Source organism: Streptomyces sp. NPDC001204 (assembly GCF_053598035.1).
In genome coordinates, this window is the sequence record NZ_JBSFJL010000001.1 from 229,664 (window position 1) to 252,080 (window position 22,417).

At 71.6% G+C, this 22,417-nt stretch carries 22 protein-coding genes and 1 tRNA gene; 10 read left to right on the top strand and 13 right to left on the bottom strand.

All coding sequences use genetic code 11. The features are described 5' to 3' along the window. Positions 1-132: 132 nt before the first annotated feature. From rsrA to ACWC91_RS01070, 4 genes are all read right to left on the bottom strand, one after another. Positions 133-444: a mycothiol system anti-sigma-R factor gene (gene rsrA / locus ACWC91_RS01055; protein ID WP_141358541.1), complete on the bottom strand. Its 312-nt coding sequence runs from the start codon at positions 442-444 to the stop codon at positions 133-135. Then, positions 441-1,136 (bottom strand): RNA polymerase sigma factor SigR, encoded by a 696-nt coding sequence (gene sigR, locus ACWC91_RS01060; protein WP_216372773.1) that lies wholly within the window; start codon positions 1,134-1,136, stop codon positions 441-443. Before sigR ends, rsrA begins: the two co-directional genes overlap by 4 nt. Positions 1,137-1,391: 255 nt before the next feature. Then, entirely contained in the window at positions 1,392-2,018 is a 627-nt protein-coding gene (locus tag ACWC91_RS01065) for an alpha/beta hydrolase family protein (protein ID WP_376503405.1), read from the bottom strand. Positions 2,019-2,028: 10 nt separating this feature from the next. Then, positions 2,029-2,844: an SOS response-associated peptidase gene (locus tag ACWC91_RS01070; protein ID WP_376503372.1), complete on the bottom strand. Its 816-nt coding sequence runs from the start codon at positions 2,842-2,844 to the stop codon at positions 2,029-2,031. Between the two features lie 50 nt (positions 2,845-2,894). Between ACWC91_RS01070 and ACWC91_RS01075 the strand changes: the two genes are divergently transcribed. The 4 genes from ACWC91_RS01075 to ACWC91_RS01090 all read left to right on the top strand — a co-directional run bounded on the left by ACWC91_RS01075 (position 2,895) and on the right by ACWC91_RS01090 (position 6,566). Further along, positions 2,895-3,617: a M50 family metallopeptidase gene (locus ACWC91_RS01075; protein WP_225075492.1), complete on the top strand. Its 723-nt coding sequence runs from the start codon at positions 2,895-2,897 to the stop codon at positions 3,615-3,617. Positions 3,618-3,776: 159 nt separating this feature from the next. Next, entirely contained in the window at positions 3,777-5,093 is a 1,317-nt protein-coding gene (aroA, locus tag ACWC91_RS01080) for a 3-phosphoshikimate 1-carboxyvinyltransferase (RefSeq protein WP_376503370.1), read from the top strand. Between the two features lie 18 nt (positions 5,094-5,111). After that, entirely contained in the window at positions 5,112-6,122 is a 1,011-nt protein-coding gene (gene rsgA, locus ACWC91_RS01085; RefSeq protein ID WP_225075490.1) for a ribosome small subunit-dependent GTPase A, read from the top strand. Between the two features lie 120 nt (positions 6,123-6,242). Continuing rightward, positions 6,243-6,566: a DMT family transporter gene (locus tag ACWC91_RS01090; RefSeq protein WP_141358554.1), complete on the top strand. Its 324-nt coding sequence runs from the start codon at positions 6,243-6,245 to the stop codon at positions 6,564-6,566. Between the two features lie 25 nt (positions 6,567-6,591). Here ACWC91_RS01090 and ACWC91_RS01095 read toward each other — a convergent pair whose 3' ends face one another. Continuing rightward, positions 6,592-7,200 (bottom strand): TetR/AcrR family transcriptional regulator, encoded by a 609-nt coding sequence (locus tag ACWC91_RS01095; protein WP_450640505.1) that lies wholly within the window; start codon positions 7,198-7,200, stop codon positions 6,592-6,594. A gap of 203 nt (positions 7,201-7,403) precedes the next feature. Between ACWC91_RS01095 and hisN the strand changes: the two genes are divergently transcribed. Next, entirely contained in the window at positions 7,404-8,201 is a 798-nt protein-coding gene (gene hisN / locus ACWC91_RS01100) for a histidinol-phosphatase (RefSeq protein ID WP_225075488.1), read from the top strand. Between the two features lie 178 nt (positions 8,202-8,379). After that, a complete protein-coding gene (locus ACWC91_RS01105) occupies positions 8,380-8,790 on the top strand; it encodes a CBS domain-containing protein (protein WP_225075487.1) in 411 nt (136 codons plus the stop codon). Positions 8,791-8,862: 72 nt separating this feature from the next. Here the strand turns inward: ACWC91_RS01105 and ACWC91_RS01110 are convergent, their stop codons facing one another. Further along, a complete protein-coding gene (locus ACWC91_RS01110; protein ID WP_450643902.1) occupies positions 8,863-10,314 on the bottom strand; it encodes a catalase in 1,452 nt (483 codons plus the stop codon). Between the two features lie 143 nt (positions 10,315-10,457). On the opposite strand from ACWC91_RS01110, the gene ACWC91_RS01115 reads away from it, so the two are divergent. After that, the gene (locus ACWC91_RS01115) at positions 10,458-10,874 is read left to right on the top strand and encodes a Fur family transcriptional regulator (RefSeq protein ID WP_141358564.1); all 417 of its coding nucleotides are present in this window, start codon (positions 10,458-10,460) and stop codon (positions 10,872-10,874) included. 139 nt (positions 10,875-11,013) lie between these two features. Here the strand turns inward: ACWC91_RS01115 and ACWC91_RS01120 are convergent. The 3 genes from ACWC91_RS01120 to ACWC91_RS01130 all read right to left on the bottom strand — a co-directional run bounded on the left by ACWC91_RS01120 (position 11,014) and on the right by ACWC91_RS01130 (position 16,208). Further along, positions 11,014-11,087 (bottom strand) — tRNA-Met (locus ACWC91_RS01120). Between the two features lie 70 nt (positions 11,088-11,157). Beyond that, positions 11,158-12,999, bottom strand: coding sequence for a tetratricopeptide repeat protein (locus ACWC91_RS01125; protein WP_376503364.1), 1,842 nt, complete (start codon positions 12,997-12,999; stop codon positions 11,158-11,160). A 218-nt stretch (positions 13,000-13,217) separates the two neighbouring features. Then, the gene (locus tag ACWC91_RS01130) at positions 13,218-16,208 is read right to left on the bottom strand and encodes a UPF0182 family membrane protein (RefSeq protein WP_225075650.1); all 2,991 of its coding nucleotides are present in this window, start codon (positions 16,206-16,208) and stop codon (positions 13,218-13,220) included. A gap of 176 nt (positions 16,209-16,384) precedes the next feature. On the opposite strand from ACWC91_RS01130, the gene ACWC91_RS01135 reads away from it, so the two are divergent. Continuing rightward, positions 16,385-16,927: a PPA1309 family protein gene (locus ACWC91_RS01135; protein WP_225075484.1), complete on the top strand. Its 543-nt coding sequence runs from the start codon at positions 16,385-16,387 to the stop codon at positions 16,925-16,927. Positions 16,928-16,978: 51 nt separating this feature from the next. On the opposite strand, the gene ACWC91_RS01140 is transcribed toward ACWC91_RS01135, so the two are convergent. From ACWC91_RS01140 to ACWC91_RS01155, 4 genes are all read right to left on the bottom strand, one after another. Then, positions 16,979-18,076: a YlbL family protein gene (locus ACWC91_RS01140; protein ID WP_450643901.1), complete on the bottom strand. Its 1,098-nt coding sequence runs from the start codon at positions 18,074-18,076 to the stop codon at positions 16,979-16,981. A 50-nt stretch (positions 18,077-18,126) separates the two neighbouring features. Further along, positions 18,127-18,348, bottom strand: coding sequence for a hypothetical protein (locus ACWC91_RS01145; RefSeq protein ID WP_376503407.1), 222 nt, complete (start codon positions 18,346-18,348; stop codon positions 18,127-18,129). Positions 18,349-18,447: 99 nt separating this feature from the next. Then, on the bottom strand, positions 18,448-18,906 hold the full coding sequence (locus ACWC91_RS01150) for a molybdenum cofactor biosynthesis protein MoaE (protein ID WP_225075482.1): 459 nt from the start codon (positions 18,904-18,906) through the stop codon (positions 18,448-18,450). A gap of 202 nt (positions 18,907-19,108) precedes the next feature. Then, the gene (locus tag ACWC91_RS01155) at positions 19,109-20,218 is read right to left on the bottom strand and encodes an SDR family oxidoreductase (RefSeq protein ID WP_225075481.1); all 1,110 of its coding nucleotides are present in this window, start codon (positions 20,216-20,218) and stop codon (positions 19,109-19,111) included. Positions 20,219-20,411: 193 nt separating this feature from the next. On the opposite strand from ACWC91_RS01155, the gene ACWC91_RS01160 reads away from it, so the two are divergent. Together ACWC91_RS01160 and ACWC91_RS01165 are read left to right on the top strand one after the other, a co-directional pair. Continuing rightward, positions 20,412-21,869, top strand: a complete 1,458-nt coding sequence (locus ACWC91_RS01160) for a zinc-dependent metalloprotease (protein WP_225075480.1) — start codon at positions 20,412-20,414, stop codon at positions 21,867-21,869. Next, positions 21,866-22,381 carry an NUDIX hydrolase gene (locus ACWC91_RS01165; RefSeq protein WP_225075479.1) on the top strand — a complete coding sequence of 172 codons (516 nt, stop codon included), beginning with the start codon at positions 21,866-21,868 and terminating at the stop codon, positions 22,379-22,381. The genes ACWC91_RS01160 and ACWC91_RS01165 overlap by 4 nt, the downstream gene beginning before the upstream one ends. Positions 22,382-22,417 lie beyond the last annotated feature (36 nt).

Consider the following 22,417-nt stretch of genomic DNA (forward strand, 5'->3'; position numbering starts at 1 on the left):
GAAGCGGGTTCGCAAGCATGTCCGAGGCGCGTCCGACGTCTGTGCGAACGCCGGGTGCGGGCGGTGCCGGGTGCGGGCGGCAGGCGCGAAACGAGCCGACGGGGCGCCGCGCGGGTGTCCGCGCGCGGCGGGTCAGGACTCCTGCTGAGTCACCGGTGCCGCGGTCACGTCGTGCTCGGGGACGGTCTGGCCGGAGCGGATCAGATCGATCCGGCCCATGACCTTGGCGCGCAGGTCGGCGGGGACGTCGTCATGTCCGCAGCACCGCTTGACCAGCTTCTTCACGGCCTGCTCCAGGCCGTACTTCTCGAGGCACGGCGAGCACTCCTCGAAGTGGTGCTCGAACTTGGTGCGATCGATGTCCGGCATCTCACTGTCGAGGAACTCGTAGAGGTGGTCGAGTACCTCACTGCAGTCCGTCTCGTGCGGGTCTCCGCAGCTCATGAGCCCGAGCCTTTCGCTTCGTTCGACTCTCCGGCGCCGGCCGGGACCAGTCCGCGCTCGCGGGCGTAGTCCTCGAGCATGCCGCGCAGCTGACGGCGGCCCCGGTGCAGCCGGGACATCACCGTCCCGATGGGTGTCCCCATGATGTCCGCGATCTCCTTGTACGCAAAGCCTTCTACGTCCGCGAGGTAGACGGCGATGCGGAATTCCTCGGGGATCGCCTGAAGCGCTTCCTTCACGTCCGAGTCGGGCAGGTGGTCGAGCGCCTGCGACTCGGCGGAGCGCAGACCGGTCGACATGTGCGACTCGGCACGGGCGAGCTGCCAGTCCTCGATCTCCTCGGCGGCACTGCGCTGCGGCTCGCGCTGCTTCTTGCGGTAGGAGTTGATGAAGGTGTTGGTGAGGATGCGGTACAGCCACGCCTTGAGGTTCGTGCCCTCACGGAACTGGTGGAAGGACGCGTACGCCTTGGCGTACGTCTCCTGCACCAGGTCCTCGGCGTCGGCCGGGTTGCGCGTCATGCGCAGGGCGGCCGAGTACATCTGGTCGAGGAATTCCAGCGCGTCCCGCTCGAAGCGCGCGCTGCGCTGGGCCGTCGACTCCACGGATGCGCCCACGCTCGTGCCCCGGCCCTCGGGCTGCTCCGCCTGGCCGTTGTCGGTCCCTGCGTCGGTACCGGGAACCGGACCCACCTCCTCAAGCGATGTCGTGGCACCGAATGCGGTTCCACTCGAATCGGAGGATAGACGACGACCCGTGCCTGCCGCCGCTCGAACAGGAGCGGTCCTCGCCGCGTGCAGCACCGTCCAGTCCAGGTCAGTGCGGCTGCTGCGGCTCGGGCAAACGGTCGAACCCATGCGGCGGACTTCCTCTCGTCTGACGTCGGCGCCGCTGAGCGGCACTACTGACCGCCTCAACAGCGGCGGTCCGCCAGGCATTCCCGGGAGTCACGGGAGTGACGCGGTCCACTGGGCGACACCCTCGGTGATGATCTCCAGGACCTGCTCCTGCGTGATCCCCGCCCGCTTCGGCACGGCGAAGGCGTGATCGCCGTACGGCACCTCGACGAGCCGGTAGGAACCCTCCGGGAACTCCCCGGGCCTGCCGAACGGGTCGTTGCCGCCCTGGACGACGAGCGTGGGCAACCCCGCGCCGAGCAGTTCGTCGGCGCGGGACTTCTCGGGCCTGCCCGGCGGGTGCAGCGGGAAGCTGAGGGCGAGCACGGCGTGCGCGCCCAGCTCGGCCGCCGTACGGCAGGCGACGCGCGCCCCGGCGCTCCGGCCGCCGGCGACCACCGGCAGCCCCGGCCCGGTGAGGGCGGGCCACAGGCCGCGCCAGCCGGCGTCCAGCGTCCGCGGCGCGGGCGCCACCTTCTTGCCGGCCACCCGCCAGGGCTGCTCGACCAGCGCGACGGTGACCCCGTGCGCGGGGAGTGTGCGCGCCAGGGCCTGGAGGTCGCGGGCCTCGACACCGCCGCCGGCTCCGTGGCTCACGGCGAGCACCAGGCGTGCGTCGTGGGCCCGGTGCCAGGTGATCCGGGCCGCGCCCGCTTCCGTCTCGGCGATCTCGCTCACGTCGCTCACGTCAGAAGAGTGTGCCCTCTTCCGGTGCCTCGAGCTCCTCGAGCAGCTCCGGTCCGTTGTTGCGGACGTTGCTGACGGCCGTGGACACCGGGTAGGCGCGCATCAGGCCGGGGGCCGGCGGGGTGAGCAGCGCGCGCAGGTCGTCCGGGTCGGTGCGGGCCGGGTCCAGCCAGGCGTCCCAGCGGTCCGGGGCCAGCATCAGCGGCATCCGGGGGTGGATGTCCGCCAGCGAGCGCGGGCCCTCGGCCGGGGCCACCGCCAGCGGGGTCCGCTCGGCGTCCGTGGTGATCACCGAGCAGGTCGCCCACCAGGCGCGCGGGTGGTCGTCGGGCAGCGTCCGGTCCCGCCAGAACTCGTAGAGCCCGGCCATCGCGAAGACCGATCCGTCGGCCGGGGTCACGAAGTAGGGCTGCTTGCGCGGCCGCTTGCGCCTGCCCTCGACCTCCAGGTCCCGCTCCTGGGTGCCGGTGACCCACTCGTAGTAGCCGTCGGCGGGCACGACACAGCGCCGGGTGGCGAAGGCGCGGCGGTACGACGGCTTCTCGTGCACGGTCTCCGCGCGCGCGTTGATCATCCGGGCGGCGCCCTCGGGGGACTTCGACCAGGACGGGACGAGCCCCCACCTCAGCTTCCGCAACTGGCGAACCGGGCGGCGGTCGTCCGCGTCCTTCAAGGGACGGTCCAGGACGACGTGGACCTCCTTGGTCGGGGCCACGTTGTAGTCGGGCTCCAGGGTCTCCTCCGGGTCCCACTTCTGGATCTCGAAGACCCCGGCGAGGTCCTCGGGGCCGCGACTGGCTGCATACCGTCCACACATACGTGCAACACTGCCAGACCGCGCACACGGACAGGGAGCCACTCGGAAACATGGACATCCTCGCCGCCACCGCGCTGCCCGATCTCTGGGACCGGCTCGTCGGCACCCAGCCCGATCCCGACGTGTGGGTGGTGCTCGTCACCGCGGCCGCCGCGCTCGCGGTGGTCGTCCCGCACGGCCTGTGGCGCGTCTCGCGCAACGCGATCACCATCGCGCACGAGGGCGGGCACGGGCTGGTGGCGCTGCTCACCGGACGCACGCTGACCGGCATACGCCTGCACTCCGACACCAGCGGCCTGACCGTCAGCCGGGGCAAGCCGCACGGCATCGGCATGATCCTCACGGCGGCGGCCGGCTACACCGCTCCCCCGCTGCTGGGCCTGGGCGGCGCGGCCCTGCTCGCCACCGGTCGCATCACGCTGCTGCTGTGGGTGGCCACGGCGCTGCTGGTCGCGATGCTGGTGATGATCCGCAACGCCTACGGGGCGCTCACCGTGCTCCTCACCGGCGGCACGTTCCTGCTGGTGTCCTGGCTGACCGGGCCCCAGGTACAGGCCGCGTTCGCGTACGCGGTGGTGTGGTTCCTGCTGCTCGGCGGGGTGCGCCCGGCCTTCGAGCTCCAGGCCAAGCGGGCGCGCGGGGGCGCCGGGGACTCGGACGCGGACCAGTTGTCGCGGCTGACGCACGTCCCGGCGGCGCTGTGGCTGTTCCTGTTCCACGCGGTGTCGCTGTGCTCGCTGATCGGCGGCGGGCGGTGGCTGCTGACGGGGTGAGGCGGTCCCTCCGCTCTCCCTCGTCCGCCCCTCGTCGCCGGGCACGGTGTCCCAGGTCACGTGGCGGAGCCACCTGTCCTGCGGCACCGCGCGCCGAGCGTGCGTGCCGGGCGCCGGGGCGCAGGCAGGGAACTCGGAACAGGCCATAAGGTGGGGACCATGGCCCCGAACCCCGCGCACACCGCCCTCTGGCCCGCCCCGCACGCGAGCGGAGCCGTCGACGCGACGGTCCACGTGCCGGGGTCGAAGTCCGTCACCAACCGCGCCCTGGTGCTCGCCGCCCTCGCCTCCGAGCCGGGCTGGCTGCGCCGCCCGCTGCGCTCCCGCGACACGCTGCTGATGGCCGGCGCGCTGCGGGCCATGGGCGTCGGCATCGACGAGGGCGTGGGGCCGGACGGCACCGGGGAGGCCTGGCGCGTGATCCCCGCGGGGCTGCACGGCCCGGCCACGGTCGACGTCGGCAACGCAGGCACGGTGATGCGCTTCCTGCCGCCGGTCGCCGCGCTGGCCGACGGCCCCATCCGCTTCGACGGCGACCCGCGGTCGTACGAGCGCCCGCTGGACGGCGTCATCGACGCGCTGCGCGTCCTCGGCGCCCGGATCGACGACGACGGCCGCGGCGCGCTGCCGATGACCGTGCACGGCAGCGGCGCGCTGGACGGCGGGCCGGTGGAGATCGACGCCTCCTCCTCGTCCCAGTTCGTCAGCGCCCTGCTGCTGTCCGGACCGCGCTTCAACCAGGGCGTGGAGGTCCGGCACACCGGGCCGTCGCTGCCGTCGCTGCCGCACATCCGGATGACGGTCGACATGCTGCGAGCGGTCGGCGCACAGGTGGACACCCCCGAGTCGGGCGGCGAGCCCAACGTCTGGCGGGTCACCCCGGGCGCCCTGCTCGGCCGGGACCTGGTCGTGGAGCCCGACCTGTCCAACGCCCAGCCCTTCCTCGCGGCGGCGCTGGTGACCGGCGGCAAGGTCGTCGTCCCCGACTGGCCGGCCCGGACGACCCAGCCGGGTGACCGGCTGCGGCAGATCTTCACCGAGATGGGGGGTTCCTGCGAACTCACCGACTACGGCCTGGTGTTCACCGGTTCGGGTGCCGTGCACGGCATCGACGTGGACCTCGGCGAGGTCGGCGAGCTGACCCCGGGCATCGCGGCCGTCGCCGCGCTCGCGGACTCGCCCTCGACCCTGCGGGGCGTGGCCCATCTGCGGCTGCACGAGACCGACCGCCTGGCCGCGCTGACCAAGGAGATCAACGAACTCGGCGGTGACGTGACCGAGACGGCCGACGGCCTGCACATCCGCCCGCGCCGCCTGCACGGCGGGGTCTTCCACACCTACGAGGACCACCGCATGGCGACGGCCGGCGCGGTCATCGGCCTGGCCGTCGAGGGCGTGCAGATCGAGAACGTGGCGACGACGGCGAAGACACTGCCGGACTTCCCGGACCTGTGGACCGGGATGCTCGGGGCGTAGGGACGCGGGGATCACGCCATGCGCCGCTACGGCAAGCACACCGACGAGGACGACATCCGCAGCCGCCCCAACCGCAAGGGCAACCGGCCGCGCACGAACATCCGCCCCAAGCACGAGGACGCCGCCGAGGGCATGGTCCTCACCGTCGACCGGGGACGGCTGACGTGCCTCGTCGACGGCCGCGCGGTCGTCGCCATGAAGGCCCGCGAACTCGGTCGCAAGGCCGCCGTCGTGGGCGACCGGGTGGCCCTGGTCGGTGACCTGTCCGGGACGAAGGACACCCTCGCGCGCATCGTCCGCATCGAGGAGCGCAGCTCGGTCCTGCGCCGCACCGCGGACGACGACGACCCCTACGAGCGCGTGGTCGTCGCGAACGCCGACCAACTGGCCGTCGTCACCGCGCTCGCCGACCCCGAACCGCGCCCCCGGCTGATCGACCGCTGCCTGGTCGCGGCGTACGACGGCGGTCTGGAGCCGCTGCTGGTCCTGACGAAGTCGGACCTGGCCCCGCCGGACAAACTCCTGGAGCTGTACGGGGATCTGGACATCCCCTACGTCGTCACGAGCCGTGCGGAGCTGGACGCCGGCGCCGCCGCGGACCGGGTGCGCGAGCATCTCGACGGGAAGGTCACGGCGTTCGTCGGCCACTCCGGCGTGGGCAAGACGACGCTCGTCAACGCGCTGGTGCCCGCGGAGCGGCGGCGGGTGACGGGGCATGTGAACGCGGTGACCGGCCGGGGCCGGCACACCACCACCTCCGCGCTCGCGCTGCCGCTGGCGGGCGCGGCCGGCTGGGTCGTGGACACCCCGGGCGTACGGTCGTTCGGGCTCGCGCACATCGATCCGTTCCGGGTCATCCACGCCTTCCCCGACCTGGAACCGGGCACCGAGGGCTGCCCTCGCGCGTGCAGCCACGACGAGCCGGACTGCGCGCTGGACGCGTGGGTCGCCGAGGGGCACGCGGACCCGGCCCGGCTGTACTCGCTGCGCCGGCTGCTGGCCACGCGGGAGCGCAAGGAAGGCGACTGACCTCCGCGTTGTTTGGGTGCGGTGCGGTCCGGCAAGTGCATAATCGCACGGAGCCGGATCATGACCTGCCCCAAGCACGACCGAGCGGTCACGGCATGCGGACCCACGGGAGGACAGCACATGGCGTGGCTGCTGGTCATCGTTGCCGGGTTGCTGGAGACCGGCTTCGCCGTGTGCCTGAAGCTGTCGCACGGCTTCACCCGGCTCTGGCCGACCATCGCCTTCTGCTGCTTCGCCCTGGGCAGTTTCGGTCTGCTCACCCTGTCCCTGAAGAAGCTCGACGTGGGCCCCGCGTACGCGGTGTGGACCGGCATCGGCGCGGCGGGCACCGCGATCTACGGCATGGTCTTCCTCGGCGACCTGGTCTCCACGCTGAAGCTCGTGTCGATCAGCCTGGTCGTCATCGGGGTGATCGGGCTCCAGCTGTCCGGTTCCGCGCACTGACGCGACGGCGCGGACGGCGGACGGGTCAGACCGGTTGGCGCGGGAGCGCGCCGCGTACCAGTTCGGCGACCCCGCCCCGGTCCGGCGGCGCCGCCACGCACGACAGGGCGAGGCGGATCACCAGCTCGCAGGCGCGGGCCAGTTCGAGGGTGTCCGCCCTGGGTGTGCCGGGGGCGGAGAGCAGGGTGACGGCGCGGTCGCGGACGATCGCCACGAAGTCGCCGGGCGACGGCAGCGGGCCGTCGGCCCGGCGCTGCGCCGGAACCGCGCTGGAGGACGGCACCGCCGACAGCGTCGGCGAGGGCAGCCGTTCGCTCCAGCAGCCGGTGAGCATCGCCTTCACCAGCGCGTTGTCCCGGGCGGCGGACACGGTCCACTCGGCGGCCGCGGTGAGCCGCTCACGCGGGTCGGCGGGGGTGGTCAGGGCCCGGTCGACCCCGATGAGATAGCCGTCCGCCTCCCGCCTGACCAGGGCCCGCGCGAACCCCTCCTTGCTGCCGAACTCGTTGTACAGCGTCTGCCGGGAGACCCCGGCCGCCGCGGCCACGTCGACCATCCGCACCGCGGCCCACGGCCGCCGTGTCAGCGCCATGTAGGCGGCGTCCAGCAGGGATTCCCGCGCTGCAGGCATCATCGCCTCCCTGGGGCGAGCGGCTCTGCGCCCAGATTTGACGCCCTCGAACGCACTGTCAAGGGTCCGTGACAGCATGTGCGCGCCACTGCGGGCACCGCGCCCTCGCGGCCGTTGGGCCTCTTCCGGGTCGCGCGGCACTTCCGCACACCGGGCCACCCCGCCCCCCGTAGCCCCGTGTCGCCCCAGGCGGATACGGTTCTCGCATGCCGGACTACCTGGACGACCTGCGCCTGGCCCACGTCCTCGCGGACGCCGCCGACGCCGCCACCATGGACCGTTTCAAGGCCCTCGACCTCAAGGTCGAGACGAAGCCGGACATGACCCCGGTCAGCGAAGCGGACAAGGCGGCGGAAGAACTCATCCGCGGCCAGTTGCAACGCGCCCGCCCCCGCGACGCGGTCCTCGGCGAGGAGTACGGCATCGAGGGCACCGGCCCCCGCCGCTGGGTCGTCGACCCGATCGACGGCACCAAGAACTACGTGCGCGGCGTCCCGGTCTGGGCCACGCTCATCTCCCTGATGGAGGCCGGCGCGGGCGGCTACCAGCCCGTCGTGGGTGTCGTCTCCGCCCCCGCCCTGGGCCGCCGCTGGTGGGCCGCCAAGGGCCACGGCGCCTTCACGGGCCGCAGCCTGGCGCAGGCGAGCAGGCTCCAGGTGTCCCGCGTGGGGGAACTCGCGGACGCCTCCTTCGCGTACTCCTCGCTCGGCGGCTGGGAGGAGCAGGGCCGCCTGGACGGCTTCCTCGACCTGACCCGCGCGGTCTGGCGCACCCGTGCCTACGGCGACTTCTGGCCGTACATGATGGTCGCCGAGGGATCCATCGACTTCTGCGCCGAGCCGGAGCTGTCCCTGTGGGACATGGCCGCGAACGCGATCATCGTGACCGAGGCCGGGGGCACCTTCACGGGCCTCGACGGCCGCCCCGGCCCGCACAGCGGCAACGCCGCCGCGTCCAACGGGCTGCTGCACGACGAGATGCTGGGGTATCTCAACCAGCGCTGACGCGCGAAGGGGGAACACCTGCGCACGCCTCCGGCCGGCCGCGCACGCCCTCTTGTTGACCCCCGGTTTGCCTGAGACTCTGGGAGTTCCCCCACTTGTGAACTTGTGCAGTGCTCAACAGGCGCCTTCGGCGCCGGGCACGCATCGGCCGGATTCCCCGAGGAGGTGGCTCCATCCCATGCTCGTCCGCGACGCCATGAGCACGGTGGTCCTCACCATCGGTCCCGCACACACCCTCCGACAGGCGGCGGCGCTGATGTCCGCGCGCCACGTCGGCGCCGCCGTCGTCCACGACCCGGACGCAGGCGGCATCGGCATCCTCACCGAACGCGACGTCCTCAACTCCGTGGGCCTGGGCCAGAACCCGGACACGGAGCGCGTACACGCGCACACCACCACGGACGTCGTGTTCGCCGCGCCGTCCTGGACCCTGGAGGAGGCGGCCCGGGCCATGACCCGCGGCGGCTTCCGGCACCTCATCGTCCTGGACCACGACGAGCCGGCGGGCATCGTCTCGGTCCGTGACATCATCCGCTGCTGGGCGCCGGTCCGGCAGCACGCCGCGGCCGCGGGTGCGGGCACGGTCTGAGCACACGCCGGCGGGCCGGGCCCCCGAAGGGACCCGGCCCGCCGTCCACGACAAGCGGTCCAGTGCTGGAGATCAGCCGCGCAGGGCCTGGACCGCGGCCTCCAGCCGCTTGCCGAAGTCGTCGTCGGCCTGACGGAAGTTGCCGATCGCGCGCTCGGCGATGTCCTCGCGCGAGACCTGCGAGATCGCGCCCGCCAGGTTGCCGATCAGGCGCTCCTTCTCCTCGTCCGACATCAGGCGGTAGAGGTTGCCCGCCTGGACGAAGTCGTTGTCCTCGGCGTGGACCGCCGCCTCGTGGTCACCGGTGACGCCGGAGACCGGCACGGGCTGCCACAGCGGCCGGTCCGTCTGGAACGGCCCGCCGAAGCTGTTCGGCTCGTAGTTCTTCGCACCCTTGTGACGGCCGTCGTACAGGTAGCCGTCACGGGAGTTGGTGCGCGCCTCGGTGGCGTGCGGACGGTTCACCGGCAGGTGGTCGGCGTTGATGCCGACGCGGTAGCGGTGGGCGTCGCCGTACGCGAAGAGGCGGCCCTGGAGCATCTTGTCCGGGGAGGGACCGATGCCCGGCACGAAGTGGGCGGGGCTGAAGATCGACTGCTCGACCTCGGCGAAGATGTTCTCCGGGTTGCGGTTGAGCTCCAGCTTGCCGATCTCGATCGGCGGGTAGTCCTCGTGCGGCCACACCTTGGTGAGGTCGAACGGGTTGAAGCGGTAGGTCGCCGCGTCGGCCGCCGGCATGATCTGCACCTGCACGGTCCAGGTCGGGTACTCGCCGCGCTCGATGGCCTCACGCAGGTCGCGCTGGTGGGAGTCGGGGTCCTCACCGGCGATCCGGGCGGCCTCCTCGGCGGTGAGGCTCTTGATCCCCTGGTCGGTCTTGAAGTGGTACTTGACCCAGAAGACCTCGCCGGCCTCGTTGCTCCACTGGTAGGTGTGGGAGCCGTAGCCGTTCATGTGCCGGTACGACGCCGGGATGCCGCGGTCGCCGAACAGCCAGGTCACCTGGTGCGTCGACTCCGGGGACAGGCCCCAGAAGTCCCAGACGTTGTCCGCCTCCTGGCTGCCCGTGTAGGGGTCGCGCTTCTGGGTGTGGATGAAGTCGGGGAACTTGATGGCGTCCTTGATGAAGAACACCGGGGTGTTGTTGCCGACGAGGTCGTAGTTGCCCTCCTCGGTGTAGAACTTCAGCGCGAAGCCGCGGGGGTCGCGGACCGCGTCGGCGGCACCGAGGTTGCCCGCCACGGTCGAGAAGCGGAGGAAGGTCTCCGTCTGCTTGCCGACCTCGGAGAGGAACCTGGCACGCGTGTACTTGGTGACGTCGGCCGTGACCGTGAAGGTGCCGTAGGCGCCGGCGCCACGGGCGTGCACCACGCGCTCCGGGATGCGCTCGCGGTTGAAGTGGGCGAGCTTCTCCAGCAGGAGCTGGTCCTGGACGAGCACCGGGCCGCCGACGCCCGCCGTCTGGCTGTTCTGGTTGTCGGCAACCGGAGCACCGGCCTCCGTCGTGAGCGGCCCCTGGGTCACGTCGCCTCCTGGGTCATTTCCATCGTGCCTGTCTCTTGGCCAAAGCCAGTCTCGATCCTACAATGGACTTAGTCCAAGTCAAGTGAAGCTCCAAAGTCACACTGGTTCGGGAACTGTTTCCTCTTGCTGTTAGGCTGGTCGGTATGAGTGACCTTCTGGAACGGCTGCGCGGACGCGGATGGCGGATGACCGCGCAGCGGCGTGTGGTGGCCGAGGTCCTCGACGGCGAACACGTCCACCTGACGGCCGACGAGGTCCACGCCAGGGCTGTCGCCAAGCTGCCCGAGATCTCCCGGGCGACCGTCTACAACACGCTGGGCGAGCTGGTCTCGCTCGGCGAGGTCCTGGAAGTCGCCACGGACAAGCGCGCCAAGCGGTACGACCCCAACGCGCACCAGCCGCACCACCACCTGGTCTGCGCCGGCTGCGGCGCGATCCGCGACGTCCATCCGAGCGGCAACCCGCTGGCCGACCTGCCCGACTCGGAGCGCTTCGGCTTCACGGTGTCGGACGTGGAGGTCACGTACCGGGGCCTCTGCCCGAACTGCGCGGCGGCCTGACGGCCACACTCGTGAAAGAAGGACCCCCGGCACCTCGACGGTGCCGGGGGTCCTTCTTTCGTGATCCGTCCCGGGAAGCGCGTCTCCGAAAACACCGAGGGCCGGAATCCTTGATCGGATTCCGGCCCTCGGCCTTCAGTAGCGGGGACAGGATTTGAACCTGCGACCTCTGGGTTATGAGCCCAGCGAGCTACCGAGCTGCTCCACCCCGCGTCGGTGAATGCAACATTACGTGAACGGCGGACCGAGAGGCAAATCGTTTACGGGGGCGACGGTGATCACGTCAGGCCGACAGCTCCTCGCGCAGCGCGTCCCGCAGCCGGGCGGCCCGCTGGGCGACCTCCGCCGGCCCCAGCGCCACGGCCCGGTCGGCCCACCCCTGCCCCTCGGCCAGCTCGCCGCGCCGCGCGTGCACCAGGGCGAGCCGCAGCGCCGCCCGCCCGTGCCCGGCGTCGGCCGCCCGCGCCCACCACACGGCCGCCTCGGGCTCACTGCCCTCCCGGGCCAGCAGCAGTCCCAGGTTGAAGGCGCCGTTGCGGGAGCCGGACTCCGCCGCCCTGCGGTACCACCGCGCCGCCTCGACCGCGTCCCCGCGGGCCGCGGCCAGCATCCCGACCCGCACCTGCGCCCGCCGGTGCCCCTGGCCGGCCGCCCGCTCGTACCACTCCTCGCACTCGGTCTTCTCCTGGATCGCCGGCTCCCCGAGCCCGTGCGCGGGCGCCGGCGGCCGCCGGGCGTCGAGCACGGTGGCCAGCCGGTACGCGGCCTCCGCGCTCCCGCCGCCGGCCGCGCACCGCAGGTGCCGCTCGGCCGCCCGCTCGTCGCCCGCCCGCAGCCGGGCGATCCCCACCTGCAACGCGGCCTCCGTGTGCCCGGCCGCCGCCGCCCGCTCGTACCACCGCAGGGCCTGGGCGTCCAGGTTCCGCCCGGCGTAGAGGATCCCCAGGTTGAACGCGGCGTCGACGCTCCCGGCCTCCGCCGCCTTGGAGAACCACGGCTCGGCCCCGCCGGTGTCCCCGCCCTGGAGCAGCAGGACGGCCAGCGCGTTCGACGCCTCCCGGTGCCCGGCGTAGGCCGCGCGCCGGTACCACTGCTCGGCCTGCGCGGTACGGCCCTGCTCGGCACAGAGCAGCCCGAGGTTGTAGGCGCCGTTGATGTCGCCCGCGTCCATCGCCGCCCGGTACCACCGCTCGGCGGTCTGCGTCTCGCCGCGCTCGGCGTGCAGCGCGCCCAGCGCGTTCGCCGCGTTGCCGTCGCCGTCCTGCGCGGCCCGCAGCCACCACAGGGCGGCGCTCTCGGAGTCGCCGGCGTCCCGCAGCAGGAACCCGAGCGCGCAGGCGGCCCTGGCCTCGCCGTCCTTGGCGGAGGTCAGGTACCAGCGGCCCGCCTCCTTGAGGTCGCCGCGCCGCTCCAGGATGGCGCCCAGGTGCAGGGCGGCCCGCCGGTGTCCGCGCGCCGCGGCCTGGCGGTACCACTGCTCGGCCTCCGCCATCAGCCCGGCACCGTCACCGCCGGGCTTCCCCCCGGCCCGCCGGTCCAGCGCCCGCGCCAGCCGGTACTCCGCCTCCCGGTGCCCCCGCTCCGCGGCGACCCGCATCCAGCGCTCGGCCCCGGTGTCGCCGCGGTGCTCCAGGAGATCGGCGAGGACGTAGGCGCCGAGGACGTGCCCCTGCTCGGCGGACTGGCGCAGCCAGTATTCGGCGGCGGGCTCGTCGCCGCGCTCGCGGTGGTGCCGCCCGAGCGCGTGCGCGGCCGCCGCGGATCCGGCGACGGCGGCGATACGCCACCACCCGGCGGCCTCGTCGGCGTATCCGCGCTGGTGGAGCAGGACTCCCAGGTTGTTGGCCGCGGCGCGGTCACCGCCCGCGGTGGCGGAGCGCAGATGGGGTTCGGCTCCGTCGAGATCGCCGCGGCGCAGCAGCATGGCCCCGAGGACGCTCATGGCCTCGACGTCGCCCGCCTCGGCGGCGAGGCGACGGCGCGCCAGCTCCGCGGCCTCGTCGGCGGCCGCCACGGACTCGACCCGGGTCTCGTCCCGGGCTTCGCCTCCGGTCTCCTCGGAGTCGGAAGCCTGCACAAATCGCCCCGTCCCGAACAGAGTTGCCTTGTCCCCCATAACGTCCATCGTCGCACCACCTGCAACCCGGGTACATCTGTAATACCCCAGCCAGTGAGGTCACTTCAGCGTTTTGTCGACATGCCCACAGAGAGACAAGTCAAACACAGATCGCCCAACTCCCCACGGCGGCACGGCCGCCGGGCACGTCGGCACATGCGTTCGCCCACGGCGAAGGGCCCGGATCCGCGGTACGGATCCGGGCCCTCGGGCTCGACGGGGAGCGATCAGCCCCCGCTCGGGCTACCGCTCGGACTGCTGTCCGGTGCCGGACCGGCGCTCGCACCCGGGCTCGCGCCGCCCTTGCCGTCGCCGTTCTTGCCGCTGCCGCCGGCCTTCTCCGCCTGCGCCTGCGCGTCCTCGGCCCGCTTCAGCGCGTCCTGAAGGTCCTTCTGCGCCTGGCCGTACGCCTGCCAGTCGCCGTTCTTCAGGGCGGTCTGACCGTCGTCGAAGGCCTTCTGGGCGTCCTTCAACGCCTCCTGGACCGTCGGGTTGTTCGACGGCGGCGGGTTGGTCTCGCCGCTGCCGGTGCCACCGCCGCCGGTCTCGGGGCCGGGTGGCTCGGTGGTCGAACCCTCCGTGCCGAAGACCTTGTTGAGCGCCTTGTCGAGCGTGTCCTCGAACGCGGTGTTCCCGCCGTACGTCACCAGGACCTTGCGCAGCAACGGGTACTTGAGACCGCCGCCGCGCAGGTAGACCGGCTCCACGTAGAGCAGTCCGCCGTCGAGCGGCACCGTCAGCAGGTTGCCGTACTCGACCTCCGAGTCCCCGCCCTTCAGCAGCCTGATGGACTCGGCGATGGAGGGTTCGGAGTTGAACTGGCTCTGCACCCGCTTCGGGCCGTCGATCGTCTTGCCCGTGGGCAGCTTCAGGATGCTGATCTTGCCGTAGTCGCTCGTGTTCGCGTCGGCGTTGACCGTCATGAACGCGCTCAGGTTGTCACGGCCGTTCGGCGTCATCGTCGTCGTCAGCGAGAACGTCTGCGACGACTCACCGGGCATCTTGAGGCTCAGGTAGTACGGCGGCACCGCGTCGCCCGACTTGTTGGTCGGGTCGTTGGGGATCTGCCACACCTCGCTGCCGCTGAGGAAGGTCTGCGCGTCCGTGACGTGGTAGCGCGTGAGCAGCTCGCGCTGCACCTTGAACAGGTCCTGCGGATACCGGATGTGGGACATCAGCTCCGGAGAGATGTCCTTCTTCGGCTCGACCGTGCCCGGGAACGCCTTCATCCAGGTCTTCAGGACCGGGTCCTTGGTGTCCCACTGGTACAGCTTGACCTCGCCCGTGTAGGCGTCGACGGTCGCCTTGACCGAGTTGCGGATGTAGTTGACCTGGTTCTGCTGGGCCACCACCCGCTGGTTGTTGGCGGCCGTCAGCGAGTCCAGCGTCGTGTCCCCGAGGGTCGTGCGCGAGGAGTACGGATAGCCGTTGGTGGTCGTGTAGGCGTCGACGATCCACTGGACGCGCCCGTCGACCACCGCCGGGTACGAGACGCCGTCGATCGTCAGCCACGGGGCGACCGCCTCGACGCGCTGCTTGGGCGTGCGGTTGTACAGGATCCGCGAACCGTCGCCGATCGCGCCGGAGTAGAGGATCTGCGGCTCGCTGAACGCCATCGCGTACGCGGCCCGGTTCAGCGGGTTGGAGAGGCTGACACCGCTGTTCCCCTTGTAGCTGGTGGTCTTCTCACCGCTGTCGTCGGAGTAGTCGATCTCCTTCTGGGGACCGCCGACGATGGAGTAGGTGGTGGTCTTCTCGCCGTAGTAGATCCGCTGCTGGTACCGCGGGAGGTCGCCCGTGGACGGCAGGTTGTACTCGGTGAACACCGGGCGGCCCTCGGAGTCGGCCTCGGTGCCCTTGGCCGCGACCACGCCGTAGCCGTGGGTGTAGCGGAAGTGGTCGTTGATCCAGTTGTTCTTCGGGATCCCGGCGAGGTTCAGCTCGCGCAGGCCGATGACGGTGTCCTGGACCTTGCCGTCCTTGGTCTTGTACCGGTCGACGGCCAGGTTGGACGGGAACCCGTAGTAGTTGCGCACCTGCTGGAGCTGCTCGAACGTCGGCGAGACGATGTTCGGGTCCATCAGCCGGTAACTGGCCGCGTCGGCGGCCGCGTCCCGCAGCTTCGTCTTGTCCTGGGTGCTGCTCGTGCCCGAATAGTCGGCGACCTTGGAGTCGTCGATGCCGTACGCCTCACGGGTCGCCTTGAGGTTCTTCTGGACGTACGGGGCTTCCTTGGCCTGCTCGTTGGGCTCGACCTGGAACTTCTGCACGATCGCCGGGTACAGGCCGCCGATGAGTATGGCCGAGAGCACCATCAGGCCGAAGCCGATGACCGGCAACTGCCAGGTGCGCCGCCACAGGGTGGCGAAGAACAGCAGCGCGCAGATGACGGCGATGCAGAACAGGATCGTCTTGGCCGGCAGATAGGCGTTGGCGTCGACGTACCTCAGGCCCGTCCAGTTGCCGGTCGCCTTGAAGTCGCTCGACTTCACCGCCAGTCCGTACCGGTCGAGCCAGTAGGCCACCGCCTTCAGCGTCACGAAGACGCCGAGGAGCACCGACAGGTGCCCGGTCGCCGCGGCCGTGGCCCGCGCGCCGGGGCTGGTGACGCGCAGCCCGCCGTACAGGTAGTGCGTGAGCACCGCCGCGATCAGGGACAGGATCGTGGCGGCGAAACCGAAGCCCAGCAGGAAGCGGTACCAGGGCAGGTCGAAGGCGTAGAACGAGACGTCCAGGTGGAACTGCGGGTCCTGCTTGCCGAACGGCACGCCGTTGACCCACATCAGCCAGGTCCGCCACTCGCTCGCGGCGGAGGCGCCGGCGATCAGCCCGACGAGCGCCGTGATGCCGCACAGCAGCCACTTCTTGTACGGCGCGATGCTCATCCGGTAGCGGTCCAGGCTCTGCTGCTCCATCGACATGGCGCTCAGCGGCGGCCGCAGCCGGTGAGCCAGCCAGATGTTCAGGCCGACCGCGGCCGCCATCAGCAGGCCGAAGACGAAGAACAGTCCGATCTTGGTCCACAGTGTGGTGGTGAACACGGACGAGTAGTGCACCGACCGGTACCACAGCCAGTCCGTCCAGAAGCCCGCGAACATGGCGAAGACCATGCCGAGGACGGCGAGGACGCCCAGTGTCATGAGCAGGGTCCTGGCACGCCGGGACGGACGGCCCACTCTCATCCGCGGCCCTGTCGGGCCTCCGCCGCGGTCCGGCATCTGGAAAGCCAAGGTGTGCACCTCGAAAATCGCTGTTGATTCGGTTTCGTTGCGTCAGGCCCCCGAGTCCGTGGACCGTACGGTGGGCCCCCGGAATCGTGGGCCCACACCTATGCAACTTACTCACCGTTTACTCGGTTCCCGATTCCGCCCAGGAACGAGGCAGGATTGTGACCATGTCCAACACTCCCATGGCAGCGAACCCGCTCACCCGGGCGGTACTCGAAATCGACGAGTACGCCTCCGGCCTCGGCTGGGACCAGCCCGCTCGCCTCTTCGCCCTCGTAGACACCGCGCAGCTGCGGGCCCAGGAACCCGCCCTCGCGGCCCAGCTCGGCCTGGAGGACGAGCAGGAGACCTCCGGTCTCACCCCGGTCGAGCAGGACGAGGTCCCGGCCGACCGGCCCCTCGACGAGTTCCTCGCCACCATCGCCTGGCCCGGGGCGGTGGCCGGCTGCGCGCTGACCGTGGAGCGCCTGATGCTGCCCCCGTCCGCCGAGGCGCAGGTCCCGCAGGGACTGGACGGGCCGAAGCTGGCGAAGTGGGTGGCCGGCCACCCCGAGCGCCAGGAGGTCCGCATGACGGTCGCGGTCCTGCGCGACGGCACCCGGGAGTCGGCGCTCCGCCTGCGTGAGAAGGACTCCGCGACGGAGGTCCTCACCGGCGCCGACCTGGTGCCGGGGCTCGCCGAGGCCCTGGCCGCGACCTTCGAGGACTGAGCTCCGCCCGCTTTTCGGTACCCGTCCGGTACACGGCCGGGGCGCTGCCCGTCAGCCCTTGGCCGTGCACTTCGGCAGATCGGCGGTCTTGCCGCCGCGGATGTCCTTCAGCGAGGTGAGCGCGTCGTCGAGCGTGTGCACCTTGACGAGGGTGAGCCCCGAGGGGGTGTCCTTGGCGGCGGCCGCGCAGTTCTCGGCGGGGGTGAGGAAGAACCGGGCACCCTTGCCGCGTGCGCCGACGGTCTTCATCTCGATCCCGCCGATCGGGCCGACCTTGCCGTCGTCGTCTATCGTCCCGGTGCCGGCCACGAACTTCCCGCCGGTCAGGCTGCCCGGCGTGAGCTTGTCGTAGATCCCGAGCGCGAACATCAGGCCCGCGCTCGGGCCGCCGACGTCGGCGAGCTTGATGTCGATCGTGAACGGGAACGTGTGATCGGTCCCGGCGGAGATCCCGACGATGGCCCGCTTGGCCCCGGTGTCGGCGGACTGCGTGGTGGTGATGGTGACGTCCTTGGTGACGGTCGCCGTCCTGTGCTGCTTCGCGGCGTCGGCCTGCTCCTTGGCCGGCACGATCGTGAAGAGCACGTTCTGCCCGGGCTCGTGCTTGGTGACCAGCTTGGAGACGTCGGAGGGCTGCTTGACCGGCGTGCCGTCGACGGCCCTGATGACGTCGCCCGCGTGCAGCTTGCCCTGCGCCGGGGTGTCCTTGACGACCGTGGAGACGATCACCCAGGACTGCACCGGGATGCGGAGTTCCTTCAGGGCCGCGACCTTGGCGCTCTCCTGGGAGAGGGTGAACTCCTCAGCGTTCTCCTGGGTCGACTGCTCCTCCGTCTTGCCGTCGGGGTAGAGCGTGTCGTGCGGGACGATCTTGCTGTCGTGCGCCAGCCAGCCGTAGACGGCCTCGACGAGGTTCATGCGGTAGTCGGCACTGGTGACCCGGACGGTGGTCATGTTGAGGTGGCCGTCCGCCGGGTAGGTCTTGTGGCCGGAGATCTGCAGCACCGGCTCGCCGCCGTGCTCGCCCAGGGTGTTGACCGTCGGCCCCGGTGACATCTCCGAATAGGGCACGGGGAACAGGACTCCCGCGCACAGGAGCGCGATCAGCATCAGGGTGGAGGCGAGCATCGTCGCGGTGCGGCGTGGCATGTCTCGACAGTACGGGACGGTTCTGTCAGCGCATCGTCAGGGCGGAACGCTCATGTACCCGAGTGGGACCTCTCCATGGCCTCACGGAAACGGGCGTAGCCGTCCAGCTCGGGACCGTCGCTGCGCGCCTTGCGGGTCCGGTTCGCCCAGCTCCCCCACAGGCCGCCGCCTATCCCAGCCATCAACGGAATCAGCAACCAGGCGAGCGCCGCCATGCCGGCCTCCCAACCCCAAAAGAGCGACAGCAACTGACTGATCAGCAGATTAACCATCCGTACTGACAACGCTCACGCCAGGGGTTCGGTTACGCAAGCGGAGCCGCGGCGACGGGGCTCCGAGCGCCGGGCATGGGCGAGCCGGGCGCCGGCGGGCTAGGCGCCGACCCATTCCTCGGTACCGTCCGAGAACCTCTGGTGCTTCCAGATCGGCACCTCGTGCTTGAGGTCGTCGATCAGCTTCCGGCAGGCCTCGAAGGCCTCGCCCCGGTGGGGACACGACACCCCGACGACGACGGCGAGGTCCCCCACCTTCAGGTCCCCCACGCGGTGCACGGCCGCCAGCGCCCGGACCGGGTACCCGGCGGCGACCTTCTCGGCGACGCGGCGCATCTCCGCCTCCGCACTGGGATGGCAGGAGTACCCGAGCGCGTCGACACCGGCGCCCCCGTCGTGGTTCCGCACGGTCCCCACGAACAGCGCGGTACCGCCGGCGGCGTCGTCCCCGAGCGCCTCGAACACCTCGTCCAGGGAGAGCGGGGTCTCCCTGACGCCGATCAGCTTGATGGGGTCCTCGGCGGCGTACTCGCCGGGATGATCGTTGGTGGCTGCCATGTGTCCATCGTGCCGCACACGCGGAAGGCCGGGGAATAGCGCGATCACCCGGCACGCGCGCGTGCCGGTTCGGAGTCTCGTACAGGGGATGCCTCGTACTGGGGGCGCCTCGTACTGGGACGGTCTCGGCCCCCCGTACAGGGACCGCCTTGACCGCCTCGGACAGGGACGGCCGCGTCCGAAGTGTCCCGCGGCCCGCCTCTCAGCGCCGGCGTGCCTTCCGGGCCCGCCGCACCACCGCCGCCGCGCCCAGCAGGGCCACCGTCGCCCCGGCCGCCCCCGCCGCCGTCGCGTCCTTGCGGCCCAGGCGCCGCCCGGCGACCGTGTGCCGCCCGGACACCTCCTCCAGCAACGCCTCGAGGACCTCCTCGTTGGTCCACCGCGGCCGCCACCCGGCGTCGTGCAGCCGGCTGCCGCTCACCACCCACGGGTACATCGTGTACGCCAGGTCCCCCGCCGGAGACGGCGTGAGCCCGATCCGGTGCAGCCGGGCCGCCGCCCCCAGCGCGACCGCCGACGGCAGCTCCATCCGGCGGATCCCGCTGAGCTCCTCGACCTCCTCCTGCTCCAGCCACCCGTCGCACCCGACGGCCAGCTCCCCGTCGACCTTCTCCAGCACGGCGTACTCCAGGGCGCTGCACAGGTCCTCCACATGGCAGAACTGCCACGCGGGCCGCGACCCGGCCACGACCAGCAGGCGCGGCGACTCGAAGTACCTGGTCAGCGCGGTGTCCGTACCTCCGACCAGCACCGCGGGCCGGACCACGGAGACGTTCAGCCCGGGGTGCGCCCGCGGCGCGCGCCGCGCCAGCCGCTCGATCTCCAGCAGGTCCCCGACCCCGGTCGCCTCGGCGGTCGCCCGCAGCTCCGCGTCCTCCGACAGCGGCAGCTCGTTGTCCGGCAGCGCCCCGTAGACCATCGCGGAGGTGCACAGCACCACGCGGTGCACCCCGGCCGCGGCCGCCGCGGTCAGCACGGTCTGCGTCCCCCGGACGTTGTACGCCGTCCGGGCTGCCGAATCGGTCTCCAGGTCGAGGTCGAGCGCCAGGTGCACCACGACGTCCGCGCCGCGCAGCTTCTCCGCGATCGCCGGATCCCGCACGTCGAGGATGTGCCACTGCGCCGCCGCGCACTCCCCGCGCCGCTCGTCGATGGCGATGACCTGCCTGACCTCGGCGGACTCGGCGAGCCGCTCGGTGAGCAGCGCGCCGACCCCGCGCGCGGCTCCGGTGACCGCGACGACGGGCCCGCGCGCGGCGGGAGTGCTCTCGTGGTTTCGCGCTGCGCGAACCTGTGGATCTGGGGAACTCACCGGGCGTCTCCAGCGGTTGTCTTCACATACGGGCGCGAATGACGCGTACGTACCAGGTGGCATCCATCCTGCCGCAGGCGTTCTGTCGGCGAAGCACCGAGGCCCGAACCGCTCGCGGTGTCTACGCTGGGTGGTGTTGTCGGGCAGCCGCGCCGCCGGAGAGAACCGGTGGCCTTACCAGCCGAGGAACCCCGTGAGTGACACCCCATTCGGATTCGGCCTTCCGCCGGAGGAGCCGGACGACGGCGACGAGGGCAAGAAGAAGGACCAGCAGAGCGGCGGTGAGCAGGGACCGGCCAACCCGTTCGGTTTCGGACTGCCCGGAGCCGGAGGCTTTGGCGGGCCCGGCGCCGACAATCCGCTCGCAGCCATGTTCGGTTCGCTGAACCCCACCGACCTGGGCGCGGCGTTCCAGCAGCTCGGCCAGATGCTCTCCTACGAGGGCGGGCCGGTGAACTGGGACATGGCCAAGCAGATCGCCCGCCAGACGGTCTCCCAGGGCACCTCCGACGGCACCAAGGACGCCAGTGTCGGCCCGGCCGAGCGCACCGCGGTCCAGGACGCCGTCCGGCTCGCCGACCTGTGGCTGGACGACGTGACGTCCCTGCCGTCGGGTGCCGGTTCCGCGGTGGCATGGTCCCGCGCGGAGTGGGTCGAGGCCACCCTGCCGGCGTGGCAGGAGCTCGTCGACCCGGTCGCCGAGCGGGTCGGCACCGCCATGGGCGACGTGCTGCCGGAGGAGATGCAGGCCATGGCCGGCCCGCTGATCGGCATGATGCGCTCCATGGGCGGCGCCATGTTCGGCACGCAGATCGGCCAGGCCGTCGGCGTGCTGGCCGGCGAGGTCGTCGGCTCGACCGACATCGGTCTGCCGCTCGGCCCGGCCGGCAAGGCCGCGCTGCTGCCGGTGAACATCGAGGCGTTCGGCAAGGACCTGGGCGTGCCCAAGGAGGAGGTGCGGTTGTACCTCGCCCTGCGCGAGGCCGCCCACCAGCGCCTGTTCTCGCACGTGCCGTGGCTGCGCTCGCACCTGTTCGGCGCGGTCGACGGGTACGCGCGCGGGATCAAGGTCGACACCGCCAAGCTGGAGGACGTGGTCGGCCAGTTCGACCCGCAGAACCCCGAGCAGTTGCAGGACGCCCTCCAGCAGGGCATGTTCCAGCCGGAGGACACCCCGGAGCAGAAGGCCGCCCTGGCCCGCCTGGAGACCGCTCTGGCCCTCGTCGAGGGCTGGGTGGACGCCGTGGTGCACGCGGCGGCCAAGCCGCGCCTGTCGTCCGCCGACGCGCTGCGCGAGACGCTGCGCCGCCGCCGGGCCTCGGGCGGCCCTGCGGAGCAGACGTTCGCCACGCTGATCGGCCTGGAGCTGCGCCCGCGCCGGCTGCGGGACGCCTCCCGTCTGTGGGCCTCGCTCACCGACGCGCGCGGGGTGGAGGGCCGCGACGGCCTGTGGGCGCACCCGGACATGCTGCCCACCGCCGCCGACCTGGACGACCCGGACGGCTTCGTGCACCGCGAGCAGATGGACTTCTCCGAGCTGGACAGGATGCTCGGCGAGGCGGCAGGCGGTTCCGCACCGAAGCCGGACCTGCACAAGAAGGCCGAGAACGACAACGGCGACAAGGGCGACAAGGGCGACGGCGCCGAGTGAGCCTCCATGACGACGCGGTCCTCGTCCTGCGGGAGTACGGGGACCAGGAGGATCTGCGCCCGCTCTACCTGGAGCACCTGCGGACGCGTCCGGACGGCATGTGGAAGGCCTGCGCGGACGGGCACATCACGGCGAGCGCCCTGGTGATCGACCCGGAGCACGGCCGGGTGCTGCTGACCCTCCACCGGAAGCTGCGCATGTGGCTCCAGATGGGCGGCCACTGCGAGCCGGAGGACGCCACGCTGGCGGACGCCGCGCTGCGCGAGGCGACCGAGGAGTCGGGCATCGGGGGGCTCACCCTGCTGCCCGGCGGTCCCGTCCGCCTCGACCGCCACCACACGCCGTGCGCCTGGCACCTCGACGTCCAGTACGCCGCGCTCGCGCCGAGCAAAGCGGTGGCGGCCATCAGCGACGAATCCCTGGATCTGCGCTGGTTCGCCTACGACGACGTACCGGACGTGGCGGACAAGTCGGTCGTCCGCTTGCTGGAGGCGACGCGCGCCAGGCTCTGACCCCGCTCCGACCGTGCGAGGGGCGACCGCCTTGGT